Genomic DNA, 24283 nt, shown 5'->3' on the forward strand with positions numbered 1-24283 from the left:
GGCACCACCGCCTGATGATCAGAAGCCGAAACGCAGGCTGGCCCAGTACGCGCGGCCGGGCTCGTTGTAGGTCGCCGCACCGGCGTCACTGCTGTTGGCCTCGCGGAACAGGCGCTTGTCGGCCAGGTTGTTGACGCCGAAGCCCAGGCTGACCGTGTCGGTCACCTTGTAGCGCGCGCTCACGCCCCAGACGTTGTACGCGCCGCGGGTCTGCAGCACGGTGGACGCATCGCAGTTGGCGGTGCAGCGCGGATCGTTGTTGATGTTGGCCGTGGCCGGTTCCTGCTTGCCGTAGAAGGTGCCGGTCAGCAGCAGCGACAGCTGCTCGGTGGCCTGCCAGTCCAGCATGGTGTTGACGGTGTACTTGGGAATCACCGACAGCGGCTGGCCGGTGCTCTTGTTTTCGTTCTCCACCATGTAGGTGAAGTTGTTGCTCCACTTCAGGCGGTCGCCCTGCTCGCCCAGCAGCGGGATCACCAGGTTGCCCTCGAGCCCCTGCACGATGGCCTTGGGTGCGTTCTCCCAGCGGAAGATGCGGCCCTTGCGGTCGGCCGTCAGGCCGATCTGGGTGTAACCGGCCTGGATCTTGTCCTTGTAGTCATTGTGGAAATAGGTCAACGAGGCCTGCCAGCCGCTCTGCGGTGCCCACTCCACGCCCAGTTCCTTGTTCAGGCTGGTCTCTGCCTTGAGATCCGCATTGCCCTGCATGTAGCAGCCGGCGCCCAGGCTCGGCAACGCGTTCGGGCAGCCGTTGCCACGGGTGTAATACAGATAGTCCGGGTTGGACTGGTACAGGTTCGGCGCCTTGAACGCGCGTGCGATGCCGCCCTTGACCACCCAGTCACTGTTGAGCCGGAACTGCGCGTTGAGGCTCGGACTGGTGTTGTTGCCGAACTGGCTGTGATGGTCGAAACGCAGGCCCGGGGTCACGATCCAGCGCTCACCGAGGTAGATGTTGTCTTCCACGTAGACGGCGGTGGTCTGTGCATCGGACTTGCCGCGTGCACGATCGGCCGAAAGGCCCGGAATGCCGCCACCGCTGCTGCTGGACTGGCTCATCGAATAGGGATCGGTCAACCGGCTGTCGAGGTACTCGAAGCCCAGCGTCCACACGTTCTCGGCACCGCCGAGGGTGGTAGGGAAGCTGACCTCGCCGTCCAGCTGGTAGTTGCGCAGGCGCGAGGTCGACCAGTCGGCGCCATTGAAGCTGCCTTCCGGGCCGCCGGCCAGGCCTTCGTTGATGCGCGAGTTGTTGACCCCTTCCACCGCCGCCGTCAGCCGCGAGCTGACATCGCCCCAGCGTCCGCGATGGGTGATCGCGCCGGTGGTGCGGTACATGCGGTTGGTCTCGGCCTGCTGCTCGGCCAGCGCAGCCAGGTCGACACCGGTGGAGGTACCAGTGGTACTGACCGCACGATCGCCGGCATAGATGTTGCCCTGGCGGCTGGTACCGGCCTCGAACTCGACCACCTGGTTGGCGGTCACGTCCCAACGCAGCAGCGCGTTGACGTCGCGGTTCTTGACGCCTTCGCGGCCCGCTGGCGGTACCGCATTGGCACCGGTTGCGAAGTCGCGGTTGAGATCCAGCGAATCGGCATCGGTCTTGTTGAGGTTGCCGTACAACCGGAACGACAGCGTGTCGGTCATCGGCCCGCTCAGCTGCAGGCCGAGGCGCTCGCTGCCGCCCTCGGCACTGTGTTCGGGCACCAGGCCGTACAGGTCAACCGCACCGGTCAGGTCGCCGGTCGGGCGCTTGGTGATGATGTTGACCACGCCACCGGAGGCACCCGAGCCATAGCGTGCCGCTGCCGGGCCGCGCAGCACTTCGATGCGTTCGATCATTTCCGCCGGCACCCAATTGGTATCGCCGCGCGTGTTGCGCTCGCCACTGCGGCCCATGCGCACCGCGTCGCGTGCACCCACGCGCTTGCCGTCGATCAGGATCAGGGTGTTTTCCGGCCCCATGCCGCGCAGATCAATCTGCCGGTTGTTGCCGTACTGGCCCGATGCACTGTTGCCGGTCAGATTGACGCCGGGCATCGTCCGCAGCAGTTCGGCGATGTCGTTGACCGGCGGCCGCTTGGCGATGTCCTCGGCGGTGATGGTGGAGGTGCCCAGCGCCTGCCGCGCGATCTGCGAGGCAGTGACATGCACGGTGTCGATATCGGTGGCATCGGTTTCCGCATGGGCGGTGACGGCAGCGGTGGCCAGCAGCGCAGCGACGGCAAGCGCCAGCGGGCGCGGTGAAAGAGTGTTTGCAGGCATGTTCTGAACCTTCTGGCAGGGCAACGGAAGCCTCTGGCATAGGGCACGAGGCGGCGACGGGGGAGGCGGAACGATCACTGCGGGATGCCCGCATGCCGGTTCCCGCCGTCATTTTTTCACAAATGCGAGTGATTCTCAAATGCGTCAACGCATTGCGGCATCGGCCGGCATGTGCTTCACCCGCGTTTTTCGTCCTGCATGGCGCTTAAACTGGCCGGCTTCCCTGCCATCAACCGTCGACAGCCGCGGCCGATACCGTGGTCTGTTGTGCGCCGTTAGAGATCGACGTGGATACACCCCAACTGGACGAAGCCAGCCAACCGCTGGCTCAGGCCTGGCAGCAGTGTCTGCTGCTGGCCGGCCCCGCCGCCGCCGCGCTGCTGCATGCCGTGGCCGCCGATGCACCGCCGACGCTGGCGCAGCACTTCTACGAAGTGCTGCTGCAGGACTCGCGTGCGCGCCGCTTCCTGTCCCACGAACAGGTCAAGCAGCGCCTGCAACCAGCGATGCAGCGTTGGTTGGCCCAGCTGCTGACCACCGATGCGGATGGCATTGCCGCTACCGTCGCCGCACAACGGGTGATCGGCGATGTGCATGCGCGGGTCGGCATTCCGGTTGACCTGGTGGCACGCGGTGCTCGCGTGCTGAAGCACGAACTGTTCGTCCGCCTGCGCGCCGACGCCGCTGACAACGACACTGCCTTCGCCGCCATCGATTGCCTCAGCGCGATCATGGACATCGCCATGGAAGGCATGACGCTGGCCTACACGCACGCCCGTGAGCGCTCTTCGCGCACCGATGCGGCGTACCGGCTGTTCTCGCTGGTGCAGAACGTCAGCACCGAGCGCGAGCGCCAGCGCGCCCTGCTGCTGGATTGGGAAAACACCCTCCTGTATACCCTCGCCGGCCATGCGACAGGTGCCGACAACGCCAGTCTGGCAAGCTCGGAATTCGGCCTGTGGTTCACCCACAAGGGCATTCCCAGCTTCGGCGAAAGCAGCGAGACGCAGCAGGTGGGCCAGCTGATGGCACGCATCGACAGCCGCCTGCAGCGCGCCACCGATGAAGATCCGGCACGGCGGCTGACCGCCCTGCCGATGATCCGCGAAGACCTGGCCACCATCCGCAACCTGATGACCCTGCTGTTCGAACGCATCGGTGAACTGGATGCAGGCAGCGATGCGTTGACCAACCTGCTCAACCGACGCTTCCTGCCGACCGTGCTGCGTCGTGAGATCGAGTTGTCCACGCGCAACCACACGCCGTTCTCGTTGTTGCTGCTGGACCTGGACCATTTCAAGGCGATCAACGATGGCCACGGTCATGACGCCGGCGACCGCGCGCTGCAGCACGTCGCAGCCCTGCTCGGCCAGCAGACCCGAGGCAGCGACTACCTGTTCCGCTACGGCGGCGAGGAGTTCGTGGTGGTGCTGGTGGCAGCAAGCGAGTCACAGGCGGAGGTGATCGCCGAAAGCCTGCGCCGGCAGATCGCACAGTCGCCGATCACCCTGCCCAATGGACAGACGCTGGCGCTGACCGCGAGCATCGGCGTGGCCGGACACGATGGTCATCCCGATTACGAGCGGCTGATGGCGCGCGCCGACGCGGCGATGTATGCCGCCAAGCGACAGGGCCGCAACCGGGTGGTGGTGGCCAACGACGCACTGCCGGAAGCTCCGGGACGACGCGCGCTGCAACGTTGAGCCTGCAGCGCGTGAGACGTGGCGTCGGAAGGTCTCGACGCTACGCGGCGGCCTTGCGCGGTATGCGCCACGTCGCCCACCACGTCAGTGCCAGCAGCGCGATGCCCGCGCCCAGCGCGCACACCGCCGGCCACCCATGGCGCGCCTGCGTCCAGGTGCCTGCCGCAGCCCCCACACCGCTGCCCACGGCATAGAACAGCATGTACAGCGCCACCAGGCGTCCATGCTGTTCGGCCGGTGCACGCAGCAGCAGGGCCTGGTTGGACACATGCAACGCCTGCCCGCCCAGATCCAGCACCACTACGCCCAGCAGCAACAGGGCCAGCGAGTACGGCAGGCCCAGCAACGGCACCCAGGCGACCAGCATCAGCAGCAGTGCCCCCAGGCTCACCCGGTGGGCAAGGCCACGATCCATCCAATGCCCGACCCGCGCTGCCAGTAGTGCGCCGATGATGCCGGCCAGGCCCAGCGCGCCGATGGCGGCGGTCGACCAGTTCAACGGCGGCGCCGACAACGGCAGTGGCACCGCGGCCCAGAACACGTTGAGACCGGCAAACAGGAACAATGCCAGCGGCCCCCGTTCGCGCAGCGCGCGATCCTGCCGCAGCATATCGGCCATCGAACGCAGCAGGTTGCGCCACGACGGCGGCATTGCGGGCACCGGCACGTGCGGCAGGCGCCGCCACAGCAGCAGTGCCAGCGCCGCCATCAGCAATGCCGACAGCAGGTACACCGCGCGCCATCCCGCTACGGCGGCTACCGCACCTGAGACCACGCGTGCCGACAGCAGGCCGATGAACACGCCGCCCTGGACCATGCCGACCACCCGCCCGCGTTGCTCCGGTGCAGCGAGGTTGGCGGCGTAGGCGATCAGTCCCTGGGTGAGCGCGGTACCCAGCAGACCCGCCAGCAGCATGCCCGACAGCAACCACGCGGTACTGCGGGCGGCGGCCAGCCATAGCAGCGCCACCACCAGCGCCAGCAGTTGCACCCGCAGCAGTCGACGGCGGTCGCCACGGTCGGCCAACGGCAGCAGCCCGAGCAGGGCCAGCACGCTGCCGGCCTGGGTGGCGGCCAGCACTGCACCGGCCACGGCGGCATCCAGGGCGAAATCATGGGCCAGGCGCTCCAGCAGCGGCTGCGCGAAATAGACGTTGGCCACGCTGGCACCGGCAGCAATGGCGAGCAGGCCCAACACGGGGCGGGAAAGCAAAGGCATCATCAATGTGGTTGCATATTAAAACTACGTGCACGGTAGCGTCACTGGTTTTAAACTGCAACCACAATCGAGGAGTCCGCCATGCACGCCAACAGCCCCTGCCCCGTGGCCCGCAGCGCCGATCTGCTCGGCGACCGCTGGGCGTTGCTGGTCATCCGCGATGCCTTCGATGGCGTCAGTCGCTTTGGCGATTTCCAGCGCAGCCTGGGCGCGGCGCGCAACATCCTCAGCGACCGCCTGCGGCGCCTGGTCGAGGCGGGGCTGCTGGTGCAGCAGCCCGCCGCCGATGGCAGCGCCTACCAGGACTATGTGCTGACCGCGGCCGGCCAGGACCTGTTTCCGCTGCTGGTGGCCCTGCGCCAATGGGGAGAACGGCATTGCTTCGCTGCTGGCGAAGCGCACTCGCAACTGATCGTATCCAGCAGCCGCCGGCCGCTGCCCTACATGCAACCCCATGGCCGTGACGGCCAGCCCGTGCGCGCCGCCGATACCCGCGTGCGCAAGCTCAAGGAGGAAGGCGATCGGGCCTGATCCGCCCGTTCGCGCACACCGGTGGCATCCGTGGGCGGTTAGCATCGCTCGTCTCCTGCCGCTGGATGCCGCCGATGCCGAACCACGCCCGAACCCTGTCGATCCTGCTGCCACTGGTCCTGCTGCTGGCCGCACCACCGGCCTCTGCCCGCGACGTGGCAGCACCTGCAGAGCACGTGGACAGCGACGGCCCTTACCTGTTCCGTGAAGGCGCGCAGCTGAAAGCGCAGTGGATCTGCCGGGACCAAGTGGAAACCCAGACCGTGCAGGCCGGCACAGAGGGCGCGGACGTTGCCGCGCATTGCGGCTACCCGCATGCGGTGCATGTGCTGCCGCCGAACGCGCCGTCGGCATCGGTGCTGCCGGCCGTGCCGCGCATCGTCGCCGTGTCCGACATCCACGGCCAGTACGAGCTGCTGGTCCGCCTGTTGCGCGCCAACCGGGTGATCGACACGCAGGACCGCTGGGCACTGGGCACGGACACGCTGGTGATCGCCGGCGACGTATTCGATCGCGGCCCGCAGGTGACCGAAGCGTTCTGGCTGCTGTATGGCCTGCAGCAGCAGGCAGCCGCCGCCGGTGGCGCGGTGCATTTCGTGCTCGGCAACCACGAGACCATGGTGCTGTACGACGACCTGCGGTACGTCAACCCGAAGTACCTGCGCAGCGCGCAGCTGCTCGGTCGCAGCTACCCGCAGCTGTATGGTGCCGACTCGGTGATCGGCCAGTGGCTGCGCACGCGGCCGGTGCTGCTGCAGATCGGCGATACCCTGTTCCTGCACGGCGGCATCTCGCCCGAAGCGGTGCAGATGGCATTGGACCCGGCCCACACCAATGCCGCCTACCAGGCCTCGCTGGGCATTCCCAAGGCCGAGGTGAAGGCAGACCCCGCCACCGCACCGTTGTACGACGGCAAGACCAGCCCGATCTGGTACCGCGGCTACTTCGACGGGCGCCTGGACAGCCAGGGCGTGCAGGCGGTGCTCGACCGCCTCCAACTCAGGCGCATCGTGGTCGGCCACACCTCGATGCCACACGTAAGCAGCTTCCACGACGGCCGCGTGATTGCCATCGACAGCAGCATCAAGAATGGCGAGAACGGCGAACTGCTGTTCATCGAGGACGGCAAGCTCAGCCGCGGCCTGCTGGACGGATCGCGGGTGCCGCTGGCCGAGGGTGAGCCCGGCCTGCAGGACTGAACGAAGGGCCAGCGCCGGGTGCGCCCAGGCCGCCCTCGCCCGCCACCTCCACCCCGTTTGCCGCTACCCTCGGCAGCCGAGAGGCCCGCCCTGTCCAGCGGGCGGCCCATCCGCCCCCAGGAGCCCCGCGCATGCGCGTACTCATCGCAGAAGACGACCCCGACATCGCCTCTGGCCTGTGCGCCTCGATGCGCCGGCAGGGCCACGTGGTCGACCACGTGGACAACGGCGCGCATGCCGATGCCGCCCTGAACTCCACCCAGTACGCGCTGCTGGTGCTGGACCTGGGCCTGCCCCAGCTGGATGGCCGCGACGTGCTGCAACGGCTGCGCCAGCGCGGCGATGGCCTGGCCGTGCTGGTGGTCACCGCACGCGATGGCCTGGCCGAGCGCGTGCGCGTGCTCGACCTGGGAGCCGACGACTACCTGGTCAAGCCCTTCGCGCTGGACGAATTCGAAGCACGCGTGCGTGCACAGCTGCGCCGGGTCACCAGCAACGGCAACCCCGACCTGCGCATCGGCCGGCTGCGCCTGGACCTGACCGGTCACCGTGTGTGGATAGACGAGCAGACGCTGGAACTGACCGCGCGCGAATTCGGCCTGCTGTCCGCCCTGGCGGTGCGTGCCGAGCGCATCGTCTCGCGTGCGCAGCTGGTGGAGGCCCTGTGCGACTGGGGCCAGGACCTGACCGACAACGGCCTGGACATCGCCCTGCACCGCCTGCGCCGCAAGCTGCAGCCGGGCGGCATGGGCATCCGCACGGTGCGCGGGCTGGGCTACATGCTGGAAGATGCCGGCGCGTGATCAGCGGACCGCCCAGCCTGCGACGGCGTCTGCTCGCCTTCCTGGCGCTGCCGATGCTGGGTCTGCTGACCTTCAACACGCTGCTGGCTTACTACGTGGCGCTGGACTACTCCAACCGCATCCACGACCGCAACCTGACCGATGACACCGTGTCGTTCGCACAGATGCTCAGCACGATGCCGGTCAGCAGCGACCTGTCCCCCCAGGCACGTTTTCTCATCGAATACGACCCCGACGGTCATCGCTACTTCAACGTCGACAGCAGCCGCTTGGGCACCATCGCCGGCAACGCAGATTTCAGCGCCTATGCGCCCTCGCAGGACTGCAGCGGCACGCACCCGGCCCTGTACGAAGGTGAGTTGAACGGCCAGCAGGTGCGCATGTCGACGGTCTGCACCCAGGCGATGAACGATCCGCAGGACCAGCTGGCGGTGACCGTGGCCGAAAGCATGGCCGACCGCCGCCAGCGTGCACGCGAGATCCTGATGATCGTCATTCCACTGATGGCCATGCTGGCCCTGGGAATGGCCGCGCTGGTCTGGTTCGGCGTCACCCACGGCCTGCGTATCCTGACCCCGCTGACCTCGCGCCTGGCCCAGCGCCGCGGCGAGCTGGCACCGATTTCCGATGCCGACGTGCCCGAGGAAATCCAGCCCTTGATCAGCACCATCGATGGCCTGTTCGCGCGGCAGGCGGAAATGATCACGCTGCAGAACCGCTTCATTGCCGATGCGGCGCACCAGTTGCGCTCGCCGCTGGCGGGCATGGCACTGCATGTGGACCAGGCACTGGCCCACGGCGATCCGGAGACCGTGCGCGAAGCGCTGCAGAACATCCGCCGGCTCAACCAGCGGACCGCACGCGTCAGCACCCAGCTGCTGGCGTTGAGCCGTGCCCAGACCGTGCCGGAGACGGTGGAGGCACTGGACCTGTCCGAACTGGTGCCGCAATGGGTGGGCATGCGCGTGCCCGAAGCGATCCGCGATGGCATCGACCTGGGCTACCTGGGTCCGCAGCAGCCGGTGCGGATACTGGGCAACGGCGCCCTGCTGCACGAGGCGCTGGACAATCTGATCGACAACGCCCTTCGCTACGCCGGCGCGGATGCGACCGTCACCGTCGGTGTGCAGGCCCTGGACGACAACGATGTCGAGCTGTACGTCGAAGACAACGGCCCAGGCGTACCCGAGGACGTGATGTCGCGGCTGGGGGAACGCTTCTTCCGCGCGCCCGGCACTGCCGCAAGCGGCACCGGCCTGGGCCTGGCCATCGCCCATGAGGCCGTCGAACACCTGGGCGGACGCCTGGGCTACCTCAACCGCCCCGGCGGTGGCCTGAAGGTGTCCATCACCATACCGTTGCTGAAGGGCCCTTGATCCAGACGGACCGTTGAAAGGTTGCCGAAAATCGCGCTTGCGATGCTGACCTTCCCGACTGCCGCGCTGGAGCCGACTGGTGCCCGCATCCCATGAGTTCTTTCTTCCCGGTGGCCCGCAGGGTGTCCTGCTGATCCATGGCCTGACCGGCACGCCCGCCGAAATGCGCATGCTGGGCAAAGGGCTGAACAACGCGGGCTTCAGCGTGCATGGCGTGCAGTTGCCGGGTCACTGCGGCAGCGTCGAGGACCTGCTGCAGACCCGTTGGGAACAGTGGTACCAGGGCGTGGAAGACGCGGCGGCGGACCTGCGTGGCAAGGTCGACCAGCTGTTCGTGGGCGGACTGTCGATGGGGGCGGTGCTGGCGCTGGCGCTGGCCGCGCGGCGGCCGGACTGGGTCTCCGGCGTGGGGGTGTACGGCGCCACCTTCCGCTACGACGGCTGGAACATTCCGGCGGTCGCACGCTTCTCGTTCCTGTTGCCGTGGTTCAAGCGCCTGGGCATCGGCCGCGACCGCATGTTCATGGAAGAGCCGCCGTACGGCTTGCGCGACGAGCGCCTGCGTGCGCAGGTCAGCGCCGCCATGCTCTCTGGTGACAGTGCCGCTGCCGGCCTGCCAGGCAACCCGTGGCATGCATTGGCCGAAATGCGTGCACTGAGCACCTGGACACGGCGTCACCTGCACCAGGTCACGGCACCATGCCTGGTGATGCATGCCCGCGAGGACGACGTGGCCAGCATGGGCAACGCCGAACTGGTGATCTCGCGCGTCAGCGGACCGACCGAACTGGTGGTACTGGAAGACAGCTACCACATGATCACCATCGATCGCGAACGGCGCGAGGTGATCCGCCGCAGCGCACGCTTCTTCAGCGACATCGGCGAACGTGCGGGCGTGCTGCAGGCGGTCGCCTGAGATGGGATCGCTTGCGACCCTGCTGTGGCTGGTCAACGTGGTGCTCGACACCGGCGGCCAGTTGGCCTTCAAGGCGGCCGCCAGCGACCCGCAGGACGGCGAAGGCCTGCAGCGCTGGAAACACATGTTCGGCCGTCCCTGGCTGTGGCTGGGCATCGCCTGCTACGTGCTCGAATTCGTCGCCTGGATCGCCTTCCTGTCGCTGGTGCCGTTGTCGCAGGGCGTGCTGCTCGGCTCGATCAACATCGTCGCGCTGATGGTGGCCGGCCGCATCCTGTTCCGCGAGCGGCTGACGCCGTTGCGGGTGACCGGCATGCTGCTGGTCAGCGCCGGCGTTGCCGTGGTCGGAGCCGGAACATGAGGCGGCTGTACCTGGTCGGGTTTCCGCTGCTGATGGCCTTCGACACCCTCGCCCAGCTGTGCTTCAAGTACGCCGGCGACGCCGCACTGCCGGTCGAGGCCAACAGCGCATGGCTTCTGCGCGTGCTGTCACAGCCCTGGGTATACGGCGCGATGCTCGGTTACGTCGGCGCGTTCTTCACCTGGATGAGCCTTCTGCGGCACGCGCCGATCGGCCCTGCGTTCGCGGCCTCGCACCTCGAAGTGATCAGCGTGCTGCTGCTGTCGGCGTGGCTGCTGCACGAACCGTTGACGCTGCATCACCTGATCGGTGCGGTGCTGATCGTGGCCGGCATCATCTGCTTGGGCCGCGCCGAGGCGGATGATCCGCATGCTGTTACCGAAGCAGCCCCGTGAGCCTGCTGTCGCGCGAGTTGCCTCCCACCGCTGGGCTGCCCCTGCAGGCCGGCGATTTCCTTCCCGGTGGCGGTGACCTGTGCACGATTCTCGCCGGGCAGCTGGGCACGCCGCCGCTGCAGCTGACCTGCTCGGGCACCCATGCCCTGCTGATCGCCCTGCGCACCCTGCGCAGGCGCGCGCCGCAGCGCGATACGGTGATCCTGCCGGCCTATACCTGTCCGCTCGTACCGATTGCCGTGCACAGCCTCGGCCTGCGCATACACCTGTGCGATACCCGCCGCGACCATTTCGATTTCGACCCGATGGCGCTGCACGCCGCAGCCGATGCACGCACGCTGGCGATCATTCCCACGCATCTGGGCGGGCGCATCGCCGATGTTGATCGCGCATGTGCCATTGCGCACCGCGTCGGTGCGTGGGTGATCGAAGACGCTGCACAGGCACTGGGTGCACGCGTGGCCGGCAACAGCGTCGGCCTGCGCGGCGATATCGGCTTCTTCAGCTTGGCCGCCGGCAAGGGCCTGAGCCTGCATGAGGGCGGTCTGCTGCTGACGCGTGATGAAGAACTGCGTGCGGCTTTGATCGAGCAGGCCGCAGGACACACGCCCTTCAAGCCGCGCTGGGAACTGACCCGCAGCCTGCAGCTGCTGGGCCTGGCGGCCTGCTACCGCCCTTCCCTGCTGTCGCTGGTGTATGGAAATCCGCTGCGGCGTGCCCTGCGCCGCGGCGACCTGGAAGCTGCGGTGGGTGACGTATTTCCACTGGATATTCCGCAGCATCACGTCAGCCGCTGGCGGCAGAGCGTCGGTGCACGCGCAACACAGCGCCTGCCCGATTTCCTGCAGGCCGCCCGTCTGCGTGCGCTGCAGCTGCGCATGCAGCTGGAGTCGCTTCCCGCCGTTGAAGTGGTGGACGGAATGCCTGGCACCCAGGGCACCTGGCCGATGCTGATGCTGCTGCTGCCCAGCGAACGTGCGCGTGACAAAGCGCTTTCATCGCTGTGGCAGCGCGGCCTGGGTGTCAGCCGCATGTTCATCCATGCATTGCCGGACTATGCCTATCTGCGAGGCCTCGTTGCAGACGCGCACGTACCCAATGCCCGCGACTTCGCCGCCCGCTCCCTGACCGTGGGCAACAGCCCCTGGCTGACCCACGAAGACGCCCGCGAGATCGTAAAGGTACTGGCAGGCCAGTAGTGGCCGAAGCCTGCTTCGCGCCTACTGGCTGAACGCTTCCCGAGTGCCTTCGTTCGGGCTTTCAGGTGGAAAGGAACGAGAAAGACGGCCTGCCTACATTGGCCCCGTCGCCGGCATCGTGCCAAGGCCTCTCTTCATCGACGGAGCTGCCCATGCAATGGAGCATCCTGTGTGACTTCGATGGCACCATCAGCCTCGAGGACGTCATCGATTCACTGCTGGAAAACTTCGGCCAGCCCGGTTGGCAGCAGCTGGAAGACCAGTGGCGCTCGGGCGAGATCGGTTCGCGTGAATGCATGCAGGGCCAGGTCCGCCTGCTGAAGCTGGATCCGGCCACCCTCGATGCACACCTGGACCAGGTACGGATCGATCCGGGCTTCGCCGCCTTCGTCAATCGCGCGCAGGCGTTGGGCCTGCCACTGCGCATCGTCAGCGACGGCCTGGACTACGCAATCCATCGCATCCTCGCCAACCACGGCCTGCCGCCGCTGCCTGTGGTGGCCAACCACCTGCGCTGGTGTGACGGCCATTGGCAGCTGGAATCCCCTTACCAGGCCGAAGGCTGCCGCAGCGGCACCTGCAAGTGCACCTGCGCGGCGCAGGCGCGTGCTGACGAAGCTCCCCGCGTGTTGATGATCGGTGATGGCGCCTCGGATTTCTGCGTGTCCGAACACGCCGATTTCGTGTTCGCCAAGCGTCGCCTGATCGCCCATTGCACCAACGCCGGCATCCCCCACGCCGCCATCGACACCTTCCACGACGCCACTGCGCTGTTGCCGCGCCTGCTCGACGGCAGCCTGCTTCAACCCTCGCTTCCGCGGCTGCTCGCCACCGCCTGATCGCTCCGCCCGTTACTTCCTTCGAATGCCCTCTCCGGAACCGAACCGATGAATATTTTTGACAAGAACGCCGATGCCGCCATCACCGATGCGCAGCTGCTGGCAGACGAAGCCCGCTACAGCTCCTTCGGTGACACCGTGCACTACGTCGATCCGCCGAAGATCTTCCAGCGCTGCGAAGGCAGCTACATGTTCGATGCCGCCGGCACCCCGTACCTCGATCTGCAGATGTGGTATTCGGCGTGCAACTTCGGTTACGCCAACCAGCGCCTGAACAATGCGCTGAAGGACCAGATCGATACCCTGCCGCAGGTCGCCAGCCAGTATCTGCACCCGACGCGCGTGCAGCTGGCCAAGACCATCGCGGTGGACATGCACGAGAAGTTCGGCCTCGACGGCCGCGTGCACTTCAACGTGGGTGGTGCGCAGGCGGTGGAGGATTCGCTGAAGATCGTCCGCAACGCGCGCAACGGCAAGAGCCTGATGTTCGCCTTCGAAGGCGGCTACCACGGCCGCACCCTCGGCGCCTCGTCGATCACCTCCAGCTACCGCTACCGCCGCCGCTACGGCCATTTCGGCGAACGCGCGATGTTCATCCCGTTCCCCTATCCCTTCCGTCGCCCGAAGGGCATGACCCCGGACGAGTACTCCGACCACTGCGTGCACCAGTTCGAGCGCCTGTTCGAAAGCGAGTACAACGGCGTGTGGGATCCCAAGGTCGGCCAGGCCGAGTACGCCGCATTCTACGTCGAGCCGATCCAGGGCACCGGCGGCTACGTCATTCCGCCGCGCAACTTCTTCAAGGGCCTCAAGCGCGTGCTGGACAAGTACGGCATCCTGATGGTCGTCGATGAGATCCAGATGGGCTTCTGGCGCACCGGCAAGCTGTGGGCCATCGAACACTTCGATGTCACCCCGGACGTGCTGGTGTTCGGCAAGGCGCTGACCAATGGCCTCAACCCGTTGTCGGGCCTGTGGGCGCGCGAAGAGCTGATCAATCCAACCGTGTTCCCGCCGGGCTCCACCCATTCCACCTTCAACTCCAATCCGCTGGGCACGCGCCTGGGCCTGGAAGTGCTGAAGCTGGGCAAGGAGATGGACTACGAGCGCACCGTGCCGGAGAAGGGCGCCTACTTCCTCGACGGCCTGCGCGGCCTGCAGAAGCGCCATCCGGAAATCGGCGATGTCGATGGCCTCGGCCTGGCACTGCGTGCGGAAATCTGCGCCGCCGATGGCTTCACCCCGAACCGTGAACTGCTGGACCGCATGGTCGACATCGGCCTGGCCGGCGACCTGCTGCACGACGGCAAGCGAATGGGCCTCGTGCTTGATGTGGGTGGCTGGTACAAGAACGTGATCACCTTCGCGCCCTCGTTGAACATCACCTACGAAGAGATCGACCTGGCGATCACCCTGCTGGACCAGCTGCTGACCAAGGCCAAGGGCTGAGCGGGAATGCGCTGCCGGTTCCCGTGCCCCGCATGGACATGATCCCGCGTGTATCCAGCACCGCGCTGGAACCGGCCGCGCTGCTGGAGGGCTTCCTGGCCCACCCACCCCTGGGGTTCGATGCCAGCCGCCTGCCCAGCGGCCTGCCCAGTTTCCGTGCGCCACTGGATCTGACCACAACCCTGGACGATGCACTGCGCACGCGCCTGCTGGGGCTGCCGCTGTCGCGCCTGTGGCGGCCGTGGCTGACCTGGCAGACGCGGTTCATCGGTGCCACCAGCACCGAGTACACACCGCTGCCGGCGCATGTGTCGGCGGCGGCACTGGCCGACGACGTGCTGCGCCATGGCGTCGGTGACAGCCGGCTGCTGGTGGTCAAGGATCTGGCGATCGATTCGCCCTTGCTGGACGATGCCGCCAACGCACACAGCCACGCCTTCCTGCAGGCGCTGGAAGCACGCGGTTTCATCCCGCTGGAGGGCATGCCGCTGGCATGGGTGGCGATTGATTTCGATTGCATCGACGCCTATCTGGCACGCCTGTCCGCAGGGCGTCGCAAGAACATCCGGCGCAAGCTGCGCTCACGCAGCAACCTGCAGATCGACTGCATCGCCACCGGTGCCCCTGCCCTTGCCGAACCGCGGCTGCAGGCCGAACTGCATGCGCTGTACCTGCAGGTGTATGCACAGAGCGCCGTGCATTTCGACCGGCTCGACCTGCCCTTCTTCCAGCACCTGCTGGCAGACACGCAGGGACAGGGGCGCTTGTTCCTTTACCGCCACAACGGCGAGCTGATCGGCTGGAACCTGTGCTACGTGCATGCCGGCAAGCTGGTGGACAAGTACATCGGCCTGTCCTATCCGCAGTCGCGCGACCACAACCTGTACTCGGTCAGCTGGATGCACAACCTGGAATACGCGTTGCAGCACGGCCTCAGCCACTACGTTGCCGGCTGGACCGATTCACGCATCAAGGCCGAACTGGGTGCCCGCTTCACCTCCACCGTACACGCGGTACATGCGCGTTCGCCCTTGCTGCGCGCCGTCCTGCGCAGGCTGGCCCCGCACCTGCAGGCTGAGCCGGATGGAGGAGGCTGACCGATGCAACTGCGTCCGCCGCTGATCCTCGACCTCGACGGTGGCGTCCTGCCATTGCCGCAGGCACGCACGCTTGCGCTGCAGCACTGGCATGACCCGCTGCGCTTTGCCTGCCGCAACGCCACGCTGTCACGCTTCGCCACTGAAGTTCTTCGGCCGCTGCCGGCACAGCTTGGCACGGTCATGCTCGGCAGCGGCGACTTCCACCATCTCAGCCTGCCGCTGCTGCAGCGCCTGCACACGCGTGCCCCGTTCCAGCTGGTGGTGCTGGACAACCATCCGGACAACATGCGCTTTCCCTTCGGCATTCACTGCGGTTCCTGGGTGAATGCCGCCTCCACGTTGCCGCAGGTATCGCATGTGCATGTGCTGGGCATCACCTCCGCCGATATCGGCCTGGGCCATGCGTGGGAAAACCACTGGCGGCCGCTGCTGGGGCGGCGGCTGACCTACTGGTGCATGGATGTGGATGTGGGCTGGGCCGGTCGCATGGGCATGGCAGATGCCTTCCGCCGCTTCGAACATCCCGAGGCCCTGGTCGCCGCGTTCGCCGCCGAACAGGCGCAGGCCCCTCAGCCGACCTACCTGTCGATCGACAAGGACGTGTTCGCTGAAGATGTCGCGCGCAGCAACTGGGACCAGGGCCGCTTCCAGCTTGAACACGCACTCATGGTGATCGAGGCCCTGCGCACCGGTGGACTGGTGGGCAGCGACATCACCGGCGAGGTATCACTTGCCAGCTACCAGAGCCGTTTCAAGCGCTGGTTGTCATCGCTGGATGGGCAGCCCGACATCAGCGCCGATGATCTGCCGGCATGGCAGCAGCAGCACCAGCAGGTGAACCGCGAACTGCTGGCGGCGATGGCCGCAGTGCCGGCGGCCTGCTGACCCCGCCCTGTAGTGCCGGCCGCTGGCCGGCAGCTGTACCACGATGCGCCAACCAAGGTTGGCACCTACCAATGCGGGCTGCGCCGGCGCAGGCATCCGCAGACGTGGTATGCAGTAGTCCCGCCCCCGGAGCCGCCGCCATGCCCCAGACCGTCATCCCGCAGCTGCGCATGCGCCATGCCGATACCAGCCTGCCCTTCTACGTGCAGGGCCTGGGCTTCCTCGTCGACTGGGAGCATCGCTTCGAACCCGGCTTCCCGCTGTTCGCCCAGCTCACCCGCGAGGGCCAGACGATCTTCCTGACCGAACACACCGGCGACTGCGAGGTGGGCGGTGCGGTGTATTTCATCGTCACCGACGTCGATGGCCTGCACCGCGCGTTCAGCGCTGCGGGAGTACCCATCGAGCAGCCGCCACACGATACCGACTGGGGAAGCCGCGAGATGCTGATCGTCGACCCGGATGGCAACCGCCTGCGCTTCGCCACCGACGCTGGCTGAATGCCACGCGCTTGAGCGGGAATATACGTTTCGTATACGATTCATATATCCCCAATCGAGAACGCCCATGGGCATCGTCAACATCGATGACACCCTGCACGACCAGCTGCGCCGTGCCTGCACCGTCTCCAACCGCTCGATCAACGCCCAGGCCACGTTCTGGATCCGGGTCGGCATGCTGTGCGAGATGAACCCGACCCTGAGCTTCCAGGACGTCGTCGCCAGTGAACTGCGCGCCGCCGGTGTGCAGCCGCAGCTGCTTGCCCCCGGGCGGGCCTGAGCCGATGGCCATGATCAAGCGCCCCGACGAGATCGACCGCCTGGCCGAGTCCGGGCGACTGCTGGCGCAGGTCTTCGCCATGCTCGACGCCCTGCCCCTGCAGGGTCGCAGCACGCTGGAGATCAACGACATAGTCGAGCGGATGATCGTCGACGAGCTGAAGGCGCGGCCCGCCAGCAAGGGGCAGTACGGGTTCCCGTACGTGCTCAACGCCTCGATCGACAACGTCATCTGCCACGGCATGCCGTCGGCCGATGACGTGCTGCGCAATGGCCAGATCGTCAACCTCGACATCACGCTGGAGAAGAACGGCTACATCGCCGATTCCAGCACCACGTATCTGGTGGGTGATGCCGACTACGCCGCGCGCAAGCTGGTGCAGGTGACCTACCAGGCCATGTGGAAAGGCATCGCCGCCGTGCGGCCCGGCGCGCGCCTGGGCGATATCGGCCACGCCATCGCCCGCCACGCCCGCAGCCACGGCTACAGCGTGGTCAAGGAGTACTGCGGCCACGGTATCGGCCAGGAGATGCACGAGGAGCCGCAGATCCTGCATTACGGCCATGCCGGCACCGGCATGGAGCTGCAGGAAGGCATGGTGTTCACCATCGAGCCGATGCTCAACCAGGGCAAGCCGGCGATCCACCAACAGCCCGACGAATGGCCGGTGTACACGCGTGACGGCAAGCTGTCGGCACAGTTCGAGCACACGGTGGCCGTGACCGGCAGCGGCGTGCGCGTGCTGACCCTGCGCCCCGGCGAAACCCCGTTGTGCGCGGTGGATGCGGCCTAGAGCGGGCGCAGCAGCAGCAGCAGCGCAAGGCACAGCATGAAGGCCGCCACGCCTGCATCCAGCAACCGCCATGCTGCCGCGTTGCGGAACACCGGCTGCAGCAACCGTGCACCGAACCCCAACCCGCAGAACCAGAGCACGCTGGCCACGCAGGCGCCCGCTGCGAACACCCAACGCAGGTCACCCGGGTAGCGCGTGGACAGGCTGCCCAGCAACACCATCGTATCCAGGTACACGTGCGGGTTGAGCAGGGTGAAGGCCAGGCAGGCCAGCAGCACCTGCCGCCGGCTGCCACCACTGGCATCGGCCGCGGCCAGCGCGCTGCCCCCCCGCCACGCGCGCAGCCCGGCCTGCAGCCCATAGCACAGCAGGAAGGCGGCCCCGCCGAAGCGCAGCACCTGCAGCAGCAACGGCCACTGCAGCACCAGCGCCCCCATGCCGCCCACCCCGGCCAGGATCAGCGCGATGTCCGCGCCCATGCAGGCCAGCACCACCATGCCCACGTAGCGGCGCTGCAGCCCCTGGCGCAGCACGAAGGCGTTCTGCGCGCCGATGGCGATGATCAGGCCGGCGCCCGCAAACAGGCCAGCCAAGGCCGCAGCAATCCACATCCGACGCTCTCCACCTTGAGAAGAGGCGCAGGGTGCGACCAACGGGCTCGTTAAGGCCAGCTGGTTTTTCTTTATCCTGTGCAGAAAAACTGAAGAGGCACCGCGTGGACCTGGTACATCCGCAGTTGAGCGCCTTCACCGCCGTGCTCGAAGAAGGCAGCTTCGAGGCCGCCGCACGCCGCCTGTCGATCAGCCCGTCGGCGTTGTCGCAACGGATCAAGGCGCTTGAGGACCGGCTGGGCCAGGTGCTGGTGGTGCGTCAGGCCCCGTGCCGCCCTACCGCTGCCGGCGAAGTGCTGCTGCGGCGGGTGCGGCCGATGCAGGCACTGCAGGCCGAAGCGGTTGCCGAACTGCTGCCGGAACGCGGCAGCGATGCCACCCTTACGCCGATTCCGCTGGCGGTCAACGACGATTCGCTGGACACCTGGTTCGTCGCCGCCATCGCCGAGCTGCACCAGCGCCACGGCTACCTGTTCGACCTGCGTATGGACGACCAGGACCACACCCTGGAACTGCTGCGCAACGGCAGCGTGCTTGGCGCGGTCACCGCCGAACGCAGACCGCTGAAGGGCTGCAACGTGCATCCGCTGGGCGCGATGCGCTACCACGCCATCGCCTCACCGGCATTTGCGCGCCGCCACTTCAGCGCGGGCATGCAGGTCGAAGCATTGGCCTCGGCGCCGATGATCGTGTTCAACCGCAAGGATGAACTGCAATGGCGTTTCCTGCGCAGGCTCACCCGCGCGCGAATGCAACCGCCCGTACACTACCTGCCCTCCTCCACCGGCTTCGTCGATGCTGCCGCGCGTGGGCTGGGCTGGTGCCTGGCACCGGAGGCCCTGGTCACGCCAGCGGCAGAGGCCGGACAGATAGTGGTGCTGGAACCGCGTCGCTGGCTCGACGTACCCTTGTTCTGGCAGCATGCCGCCGTGCGTTCGAGCACGTTGCAACACATCACCCACGCGCTGCGTACCGCCGCGGGCAATACCCTACGTTGAAAAGAGCATGATCCAGACCATCGCAGACCCCGGCTTCACGCGCGGACCACTACCGTTTGCCCACTTCTTCACTACAGGAACGGCATGCGCCTGAGCTGCCCACGGACAAGGATGCATCGCGCGCTCGGCGCTGCCGGCCTGGCCTTGCTGGCCAGCCTGCCGCTGGCTGCAGCGGCGCAGACCAGCGCGCCTCCCGCACTGGAATGGGAACAGGCGCGGCAGCGTCTGGAACAGGTCTCCGACGCGCTGGCCGCTGCTGATGCCGGCGTGCGCAACAAGGAAGAACTGCACGAGGCCACTCGCCTGCTGCGCCTGCCGGAGATCACCGGCGAAGTGCGGCGCCTCCAGTTCCAGAAGACCCTGACCCTGCCGCTGGGTTCACTGGCACCGGTGGCCGAGGCCTATGGCATCGACTCGCCGCTGTCGTTCACCGAACGCGATTGGCGCACGCGACCGGTGGTCACTGCGGTGCTGCCGCTGTACACCGGCGGCCTGATTCCGGCCGCGCAGCGTGCTGCCGGCGCGGCCAGCGAACAGGCCAGCGCCGAGCGCGAAGCGCAGCGGCAGTCGCTGACCGTGCAACTGGCCCAGGCCTACTTCGGTCAGCGCTTGGCCGAACAGGCAGTGGTCGTGCGCCGCGACGTGCGCGATGGCTTGAACCGCCACCTGTCCGATGCGGAGAAGCTGGAACGCGAAGGCTTCGCCACGCGTGCGCAGCGCCTGCAGGCTACCGTCGCCCGCGACAAGGCCGAGCGCGAGTACCAGAAGACGCTCAATGATCTGGCCACGCTGAAAGCTGCGCTGGCCACCCTGCTGCGCAGCGGCGGTGATGTGCAGCCGCTGTCGCCGCTGTTCGTGCAGCGCGCACCGCTGGAACCGGTCGCCAGCTTCGAGCGCACCGCACAGGCACGGCAGCCGCAGATCGCCCGCCTGCGCGCGATCGTCGCGCAGGCCGAACAGGGCGTGCGCGTGCAGCAGGCCAAACTGAAGCCAACGGTATTCCTGTTCGGCCAGTACGACTTCCGGCGCCGCGACGAAATGCTGACCGATCCGGACTGGGCGTTCGGCATCGGCCTGAAGTACACGTTCCTGTCGCCGAACTCACGGCCGGCACAGATCAGTGCAGCACGCGCGCAGCAGGAACAGGCCGAGGCCGGCCTGCGCGAGGCCGAGAACCAGGTCGCGCTGGGTGTGCGCAAGGCCTGGAACGAGCTGGAAACCGCACGCCAGCAGTTCGTGCTGCTGGACAGCAGCATCGCCCAGGCCGACGAGAACCTGCGCCTGCAGGAGCTGGCCTTTCGCGAAGGCCAGGCCACCTCGCTGGACGTGATCGACGCGCGGCTCGGTCTCGGCGGTGCCCGCGTCGAACGTGCGCAGGCCGCCTACCAATACGATATCGCCTTGGCACAACTGCTCGAGGTGAGTGGACAGATGGACCGCTTCGAAGACCATCGGCGGCGTGCAGACGAGGTAATTGATCATGAGTGATGTGTTGCACGACGAAGCAACGACGCCCCCGGGCAAGCGCCGGCTGGGGCCGGTTCTGCTGGTGGTGCTGCTGGTGGCGGTGGTGCTGGGCCTGTGGCTGGCCTGGCGCAGCCCCGCCGACCAGATCCAGGGCATGGCCGACGCCGACACCCTCAACGTGTCCGCCAAGATCACCGCGCGCGTGGCCGAACTGAAGGTCCGCGAGGGCGATCGCGTGCAGGCTGGGCAGGTGCTGTTCCTGCTCGACAGCCCCGAAGTCGCAGCCAAGGAACAGCAGGCGCACGGCGCGCTGGCCGCGGCGCAGGCGGTGGCCGACAAAGCCAACGACGGCGCACGCAGCGAAGACATCCGCGCGGCCGAAGCCAACTGGAAGCGCGCCGAAGCCGGTGCCACCCTCGCCGAAGCCACCTACCGGCGCGTGCAGAACCTGTTCAACGAAGGGGTGATGACCCGGCAGAAGCGCGATGAAGCGGCGGCCCAGGCCACCAGCTCGCGCGAACTGGCCCGCGCCGCACGCGCCCAGTACGACATGGCGTTGACCGGCGCGCGCGAACAGGACAAGCGTGCCGCGCAGGGCCAGGTGCAGCAGGCCCAGGGCGCGGTGGCGGAAGTCAACGCCGCGCGCGTAGAAGTGGAAGGCCGCGCGCCGGTGGCCGGCGAGATCAACAAGCGCATGGCCGACCCGGGCGAACTGGTCCCGGCCGGCTACCCGGTGTTCACCCTGGTCGATATCGACCGCATGTGGGTGTCGATGAACCTGCGCGAATCGCAGATGCAGGGCCTGAAGGTCGGCAGCAAGCTGCGTGGCAGCGTGCCGGCGCTCGGCAAGGACGACGAGTTCGAGGTCTATTTCATCAATCCCGCGGGCGACTACGCTACCTGGCGTACGACCCGTCAGTCATCGGGCTATGACGTGCGCAGCTTCGAAGTGCGGGTGCGCCCGGTACGCCGCATCGAGGGCTTCCGCCCCGGCATGAGCGTGCTGTTCGCATGGCCGCAGCACTGAATACCGACCGCGGCGGCTTCGGCGGCTCATGGCAGCGCGAACTGCGCCGGTTGCGCAGCAACCGTGCAGACCTGGCGCTGGTCACCGTGCTGCCGCTGCTGATGCTGGTGGTGATGGCCTGGATGTTCTCCGCATCGGTGATGCGCGATGTGCCGATTGCCGTGGTCGACCTGGACCACAGCAGCGACAGCCGCCTGCTGCTGCGCATGCTGGATGCCAGCCCCGGTGTGCGCATCGCCAGCCAACCGGCTGGCATGGAGGAAGCGCGCGCGCAGCTGCGCCGGCTGGAGGTGTTCGCGGTGGTGCTGGTGCCGCGCGATGTGACCCGCCAGGCGTTGCGCGGCCGGCAAGGCACGGTGTTTTCCTATTACAACGCCACCTACATGACCACCGGCCAGTCCGCCGCGCGTGATATCGGCGATGCGGTATCGGCATGGAATGCGCGCCTACTGCGCGAACGCATCGGCCTGCAGGTCGGGCCGGGCAAGCTGCGTGCCGCGCCCATCGCGGTGCAGTCGGACATTCTGTTCAATCCGGCACGCAGCTACGAGCTGTTCCTGCTGCCGCTGATCTTCCCGGCGGTGCTGTCGCTGGTACTGGCGCTGGCGGTGGCCGGCAGCCTCGGCCGCGAGATCCGCGACGGCACCCTGCCCGCCTGGCTGGGCCACGCGCCATGGTCGGCCATTGCCGGCAAGGTACTGCCCTACGTCCTGCTGTTCTCGTTGTACGGTGCACTGGGCGCGGCCTACCTGGCCTGGCTGCGCGGCGACGGCATCGCCGGCAGTGTGGTTCTGCTGCTGTTCGCACAGCCACTGTTCTACCTGGCCACCGCGGCCTATGCCCTGTTCTTCGTCGGCGTCACCCGTGACATGGGCACGGCCCTGTCCGCCGTGGGCCTGAGCATCGGCACGGCGCTGGCGTTCTCCAGCGCCACGTTCCCGGTGATCGACGCACCGTTGTTCACCCGCGTCTGGCACCTGCTGCTGCCGCTCAGCGCCTACATCAAGCTGCAGACCCAGCAGCAGTTCATCGGCTCGCCACTAGCGGTGTCGCTGTGGCCGCTGGCCACGCTGCTGCTGATGATCGTGGTGGCCGGCGGCATCGGCGGCTGGCGCCTGCTGGCGTTCGCGCGCACGCCGCAGGCCGCGCAGCCGGCTGGGGCAAGCACATGATCCGGATCTGGCACAGCCTGCGACAGACCCTGTTTGCCGTGCTCTGCGACCGCTACGCGATCGTGGTGATGGTCGGCGCGGTGATTCTGTACTCGTTCTTCTACCCCGCCGCCTATCGCCACCAAGTGGCCGGCAACCTGCCCGTGCTGGTGGTCGATGAAGACCACAGCGCGACCAGCCGCGAACTGCTGCGCAAGCTCGATTCGCTGCGCGTGGCCCATGTGGTCGGGCAACCGGCCGACCTGCAGGAAGCGCGCGCACAGCTGGAAGCCGGCCATGCCGAAGGCATCGTGCTTATCCCGGCCAACCTGGAACGCGACATCCTGCGCGGGCATCCGGCCAAGCTGGTGCTGCTCGGCAACGGCGCCTATCTTGGCCGCGCCAGCTGGGTACTGGGCAGCGTGGCCGATGCACTGGGTGCGTTCGGCCGCGAAGCCGCGGTCACCCAGGCCGCGTTCATGGGCGCGCCACAGGCGCCACCGGTCACCCTCGTGCAGCGGCCGCTGTACAACACGCAGGAAGGCTATGGCAGTGCGATCGTGCCCGGCGTGGCCGAACTGATCGTGCACCAGACGCTGCTGATGGGCATCGGCGTGCTGCTCGGTGGCCGCCGGCTGGTGCTGGGCCGGCGCCTGCAGTTCGACCTGCCCACCCTGACCGGCATGGCCCTCGGTTTCGGCCTGATCGGGCTGTTCGGGCTGTTCTGGTACGCCGGCTTCACCGCCTGGGTGCAGGACTATCCACGTGGCGGCAACCCGCTCGGCCAGCTGCTCGGCGGCACCCTGTTCATCGCTGCCACGGTGGCGTTCGGGCTGTTCGTCGGCAGTTTCTTCCGCACGCGCGAACGCGCCTTCCAGTACATCATCGCCACCTCGATCCCGCTGTTCTTCCTGGCCAGCCTGTCGTGGCCGGCGGTGATGACCCCGCGCCCGCTGGTGTGGCTGGCGCAACTGCTGCCGACCACCTCCGGCATCAACCTGATGGTGCGCCTTAACCAGATGGACGCCAGCCTGGCCGAGGTCAGCCACGAACTGATCACCCTGGCCGTGCTGCTGGTGCTGTACGGCGCCCTCGCCCTCTGGCGCCTGCACAGCCCAAAGGGGACGGAGGTGATTAAGTCGTAGCTGGCACGGAGAGGGAGAAAGCGACTTAATCCCCTCCGTCCCCTTTTACGGCTCCGGCGCGTACCAGAACG

At 67.3% G+C, this 24283-nt stretch carries 24 protein-coding genes; 21 read left to right on the top strand and 3 right to left on the bottom strand.

Annotated features, from left to right (window positions below):
• Nucleotides 1–18 precede the first annotated feature (18 nt).
• Nucleotides 19–2265 (bottom strand): TonB-dependent siderophore receptor, encoded by a 2247-nt coding sequence (locus tag AC1DKR_RS13330; protein WP_478033227.1) that lies wholly within the window; start codon nt 2263–2265, stop codon nt 19–21.
• 287 nt (nt 2266–2552) lie between these two features.
• On the opposite strand from AC1DKR_RS13330, the gene AC1DKR_RS13335 reads away from it, so the two are divergent.
• On the top strand, nt 2553–3968 hold the full coding sequence (locus AC1DKR_RS13335) for a GGDEF domain-containing protein (RefSeq protein ID WP_478033228.1): 1416 nt from the start codon (nt 2553–2555) through the stop codon (nt 3966–3968).
• Nucleotides 3969–4008: 40 nt separating this feature from the next.
• On the opposite strand, the gene AC1DKR_RS13340 is transcribed toward AC1DKR_RS13335, so the two are convergent.
• The gene (locus AC1DKR_RS13340) at nt 4009–5190 is read right to left on the bottom strand and encodes an MFS transporter (RefSeq protein ID WP_478033229.1); all 1182 of its coding nucleotides are present in this window, start codon (nt 5188–5190) and stop codon (nt 4009–4011) included.
• Nucleotides 5191–5268: 78 nt separating this feature from the next.
• On the opposite strand from AC1DKR_RS13340, the gene AC1DKR_RS13345 reads away from it, so the two are divergent.
• The 15 genes from AC1DKR_RS13345 to map all read left to right on the top strand — a co-directional run bounded on the left by AC1DKR_RS13345 (nt 5269) and on the right by map (nt 17813).
• A complete protein-coding gene (locus tag AC1DKR_RS13345; RefSeq protein ID WP_312112695.1) occupies nt 5269–5718 on the top strand; it encodes a winged helix-turn-helix transcriptional regulator in 450 nt (149 codons plus the stop codon).
• A 74-nt stretch (nt 5719–5792) separates the two neighbouring features.
• A complete protein-coding gene (locus tag AC1DKR_RS13350) occupies nt 5793–6917 on the top strand; it encodes a metallophosphoesterase (protein ID WP_428703317.1) in 1125 nt (374 codons plus the stop codon).
• 131 nt (nt 6918–7048) lie between these two features.
• Nucleotides 7049–7720, top strand: a complete 672-nt coding sequence (locus AC1DKR_RS13355) for a response regulator (protein WP_100464099.1) — start codon at nt 7049–7051, stop codon at nt 7718–7720.
• Entirely contained in the window at nt 7717–9096 is a 1380-nt protein-coding gene (locus AC1DKR_RS13360) for a sensor histidine kinase (protein ID WP_312786692.1), read from the top strand. Before AC1DKR_RS13355 ends, AC1DKR_RS13360 begins: the two co-directional genes overlap by 4 nt.
• A gap of 79 nt (nt 9097–9175) precedes the next feature.
• Nucleotides 9176–10012 carry an alpha/beta hydrolase gene (locus AC1DKR_RS13365; protein ID WP_025873779.1) on the top strand — a complete coding sequence of 279 codons (837 nt, stop codon included), beginning with the start codon at nt 9176–9178 and terminating at the stop codon, nt 10010–10012.
• Nucleotide 10013: 1 nt separating this feature from the next.
• Complete coding sequence (locus AC1DKR_RS13370) at nt 10014–10373, top strand: EamA family transporter (protein ID WP_025873780.1); 360 nt, start codon at nt 10014–10016, stop codon at nt 10371–10373.
• On the top strand, nt 10370–10768 hold the full coding sequence (locus tag AC1DKR_RS13375; protein ID WP_025873781.1) for a DMT family transporter: 399 nt from the start codon (nt 10370–10372) through the stop codon (nt 10766–10768). The genes AC1DKR_RS13370 and AC1DKR_RS13375 overlap by 4 nt, the downstream gene beginning before the upstream one ends.
• The gene (locus tag AC1DKR_RS13380; protein WP_478033230.1) at nt 10765–11967 is read left to right on the top strand and encodes a DegT/DnrJ/EryC1/StrS family aminotransferase; all 1203 of its coding nucleotides are present in this window, start codon (nt 10765–10767) and stop codon (nt 11965–11967) included. Before AC1DKR_RS13375 ends, AC1DKR_RS13380 begins: the two co-directional genes overlap by 4 nt.
• Nucleotides 11968–12119: 152 nt before the next feature.
• Nucleotides 12120–12806 (top strand): MtnX-like HAD-IB family phosphatase, encoded by a 687-nt coding sequence (locus AC1DKR_RS13385; RefSeq protein WP_363730785.1) that lies wholly within the window; start codon nt 12120–12122, stop codon nt 12804–12806.
• Nucleotides 12807–12854: 48 nt separating this feature from the next.
• Nucleotides 12855–14255 carry an aspartate aminotransferase family protein gene (locus AC1DKR_RS13390; RefSeq protein WP_089239694.1) on the top strand — a complete coding sequence of 467 codons (1401 nt, stop codon included), beginning with the start codon at nt 12855–12857 and terminating at the stop codon, nt 14253–14255.
• A 32-nt stretch (nt 14256–14287) separates the two neighbouring features.
• Entirely contained in the window at nt 14288–15352 is a 1065-nt protein-coding gene (locus AC1DKR_RS13395; protein WP_478033231.1) for a GNAT family N-acetyltransferase, read from the top strand.
• Between the two features lie 3 nt (nt 15353–15355).
• A complete protein-coding gene (locus AC1DKR_RS13400) occupies nt 15356–16240 on the top strand; it encodes an arginase family protein (RefSeq protein WP_478033232.1) in 885 nt (294 codons plus the stop codon).
• Nucleotides 16241–16380: 140 nt separating this feature from the next.
• Nucleotides 16381–16740: a bleomycin resistance protein gene (locus AC1DKR_RS13405; RefSeq protein WP_033830670.1), complete on the top strand. Its 360-nt coding sequence runs from the start codon at nt 16381–16383 to the stop codon at nt 16738–16740.
• 67 nt (nt 16741–16807) lie between these two features.
• A complete protein-coding gene (locus AC1DKR_RS13410; RefSeq protein ID WP_025873788.1) occupies nt 16808–17020 on the top strand; it encodes a ParD-like family protein in 213 nt (70 codons plus the stop codon).
• Between the two features lie 10 nt (nt 17021–17030).
• Complete coding sequence (gene map, locus AC1DKR_RS13415; protein ID WP_478033233.1) at nt 17031–17813, top strand: type I methionyl aminopeptidase; 783 nt, start codon at nt 17031–17033, stop codon at nt 17811–17813.
• On the opposite strand, the gene AC1DKR_RS13420 is transcribed toward map, so the two are convergent.
• Nucleotides 17810–18424, bottom strand: a complete 615-nt coding sequence (locus AC1DKR_RS13420; protein WP_025873790.1) for a LysE/ArgO family amino acid transporter — start codon at nt 18422–18424, stop codon at nt 17810–17812. The two genes, map and AC1DKR_RS13420, sit on opposite strands and share 4 nt — an antisense overlap.
• Before the next feature lie 104 nt (nt 18425–18528).
• On the opposite strand from AC1DKR_RS13420, the gene AC1DKR_RS13425 reads away from it, so the two are divergent.
• The 5 genes from AC1DKR_RS13425 (at nt 18529) to AC1DKR_RS13445 (ending at nt 24212) form a co-directional block, all read left to right on the top strand.
• Complete coding sequence (locus AC1DKR_RS13425) at nt 18529–19422, top strand: LysR family transcriptional regulator ArgP (RefSeq protein WP_478033234.1); 894 nt, start codon at nt 18529–18531, stop codon at nt 19420–19422.
• Between the two features lie 111 nt (nt 19423–19533).
• Entirely contained in the window at nt 19534–20910 is a 1377-nt protein-coding gene (locus AC1DKR_RS13430; protein WP_223494567.1) for a TolC family protein, read from the top strand.
• Entirely contained in the window at nt 20903–21916 is a 1014-nt protein-coding gene (locus AC1DKR_RS13435) for an HlyD family secretion protein (protein ID WP_428703325.1), read from the top strand. The genes AC1DKR_RS13430 and AC1DKR_RS13435 overlap by 8 nt, the downstream gene beginning before the upstream one ends.
• Nucleotides 21901–23088 (top strand): ABC transporter permease, encoded by a 1188-nt coding sequence (locus AC1DKR_RS13440; RefSeq protein ID WP_478033235.1) that lies wholly within the window; start codon nt 21901–21903, stop codon nt 23086–23088. The genes AC1DKR_RS13435 and AC1DKR_RS13440 overlap by 16 nt, the downstream gene beginning before the upstream one ends.
• Nucleotides 23085–24212 (top strand): ABC transporter permease, encoded by a 1128-nt coding sequence (locus AC1DKR_RS13445; RefSeq protein WP_363730769.1) that lies wholly within the window; start codon nt 23085–23087, stop codon nt 24210–24212. Before AC1DKR_RS13440 ends, AC1DKR_RS13445 begins: the two co-directional genes overlap by 4 nt.
• Nucleotides 24213–24283 lie beyond the last annotated feature (71 nt).

This window comes from Stenotrophomonas sp. 01N47, from assembly GCF_056399165.1.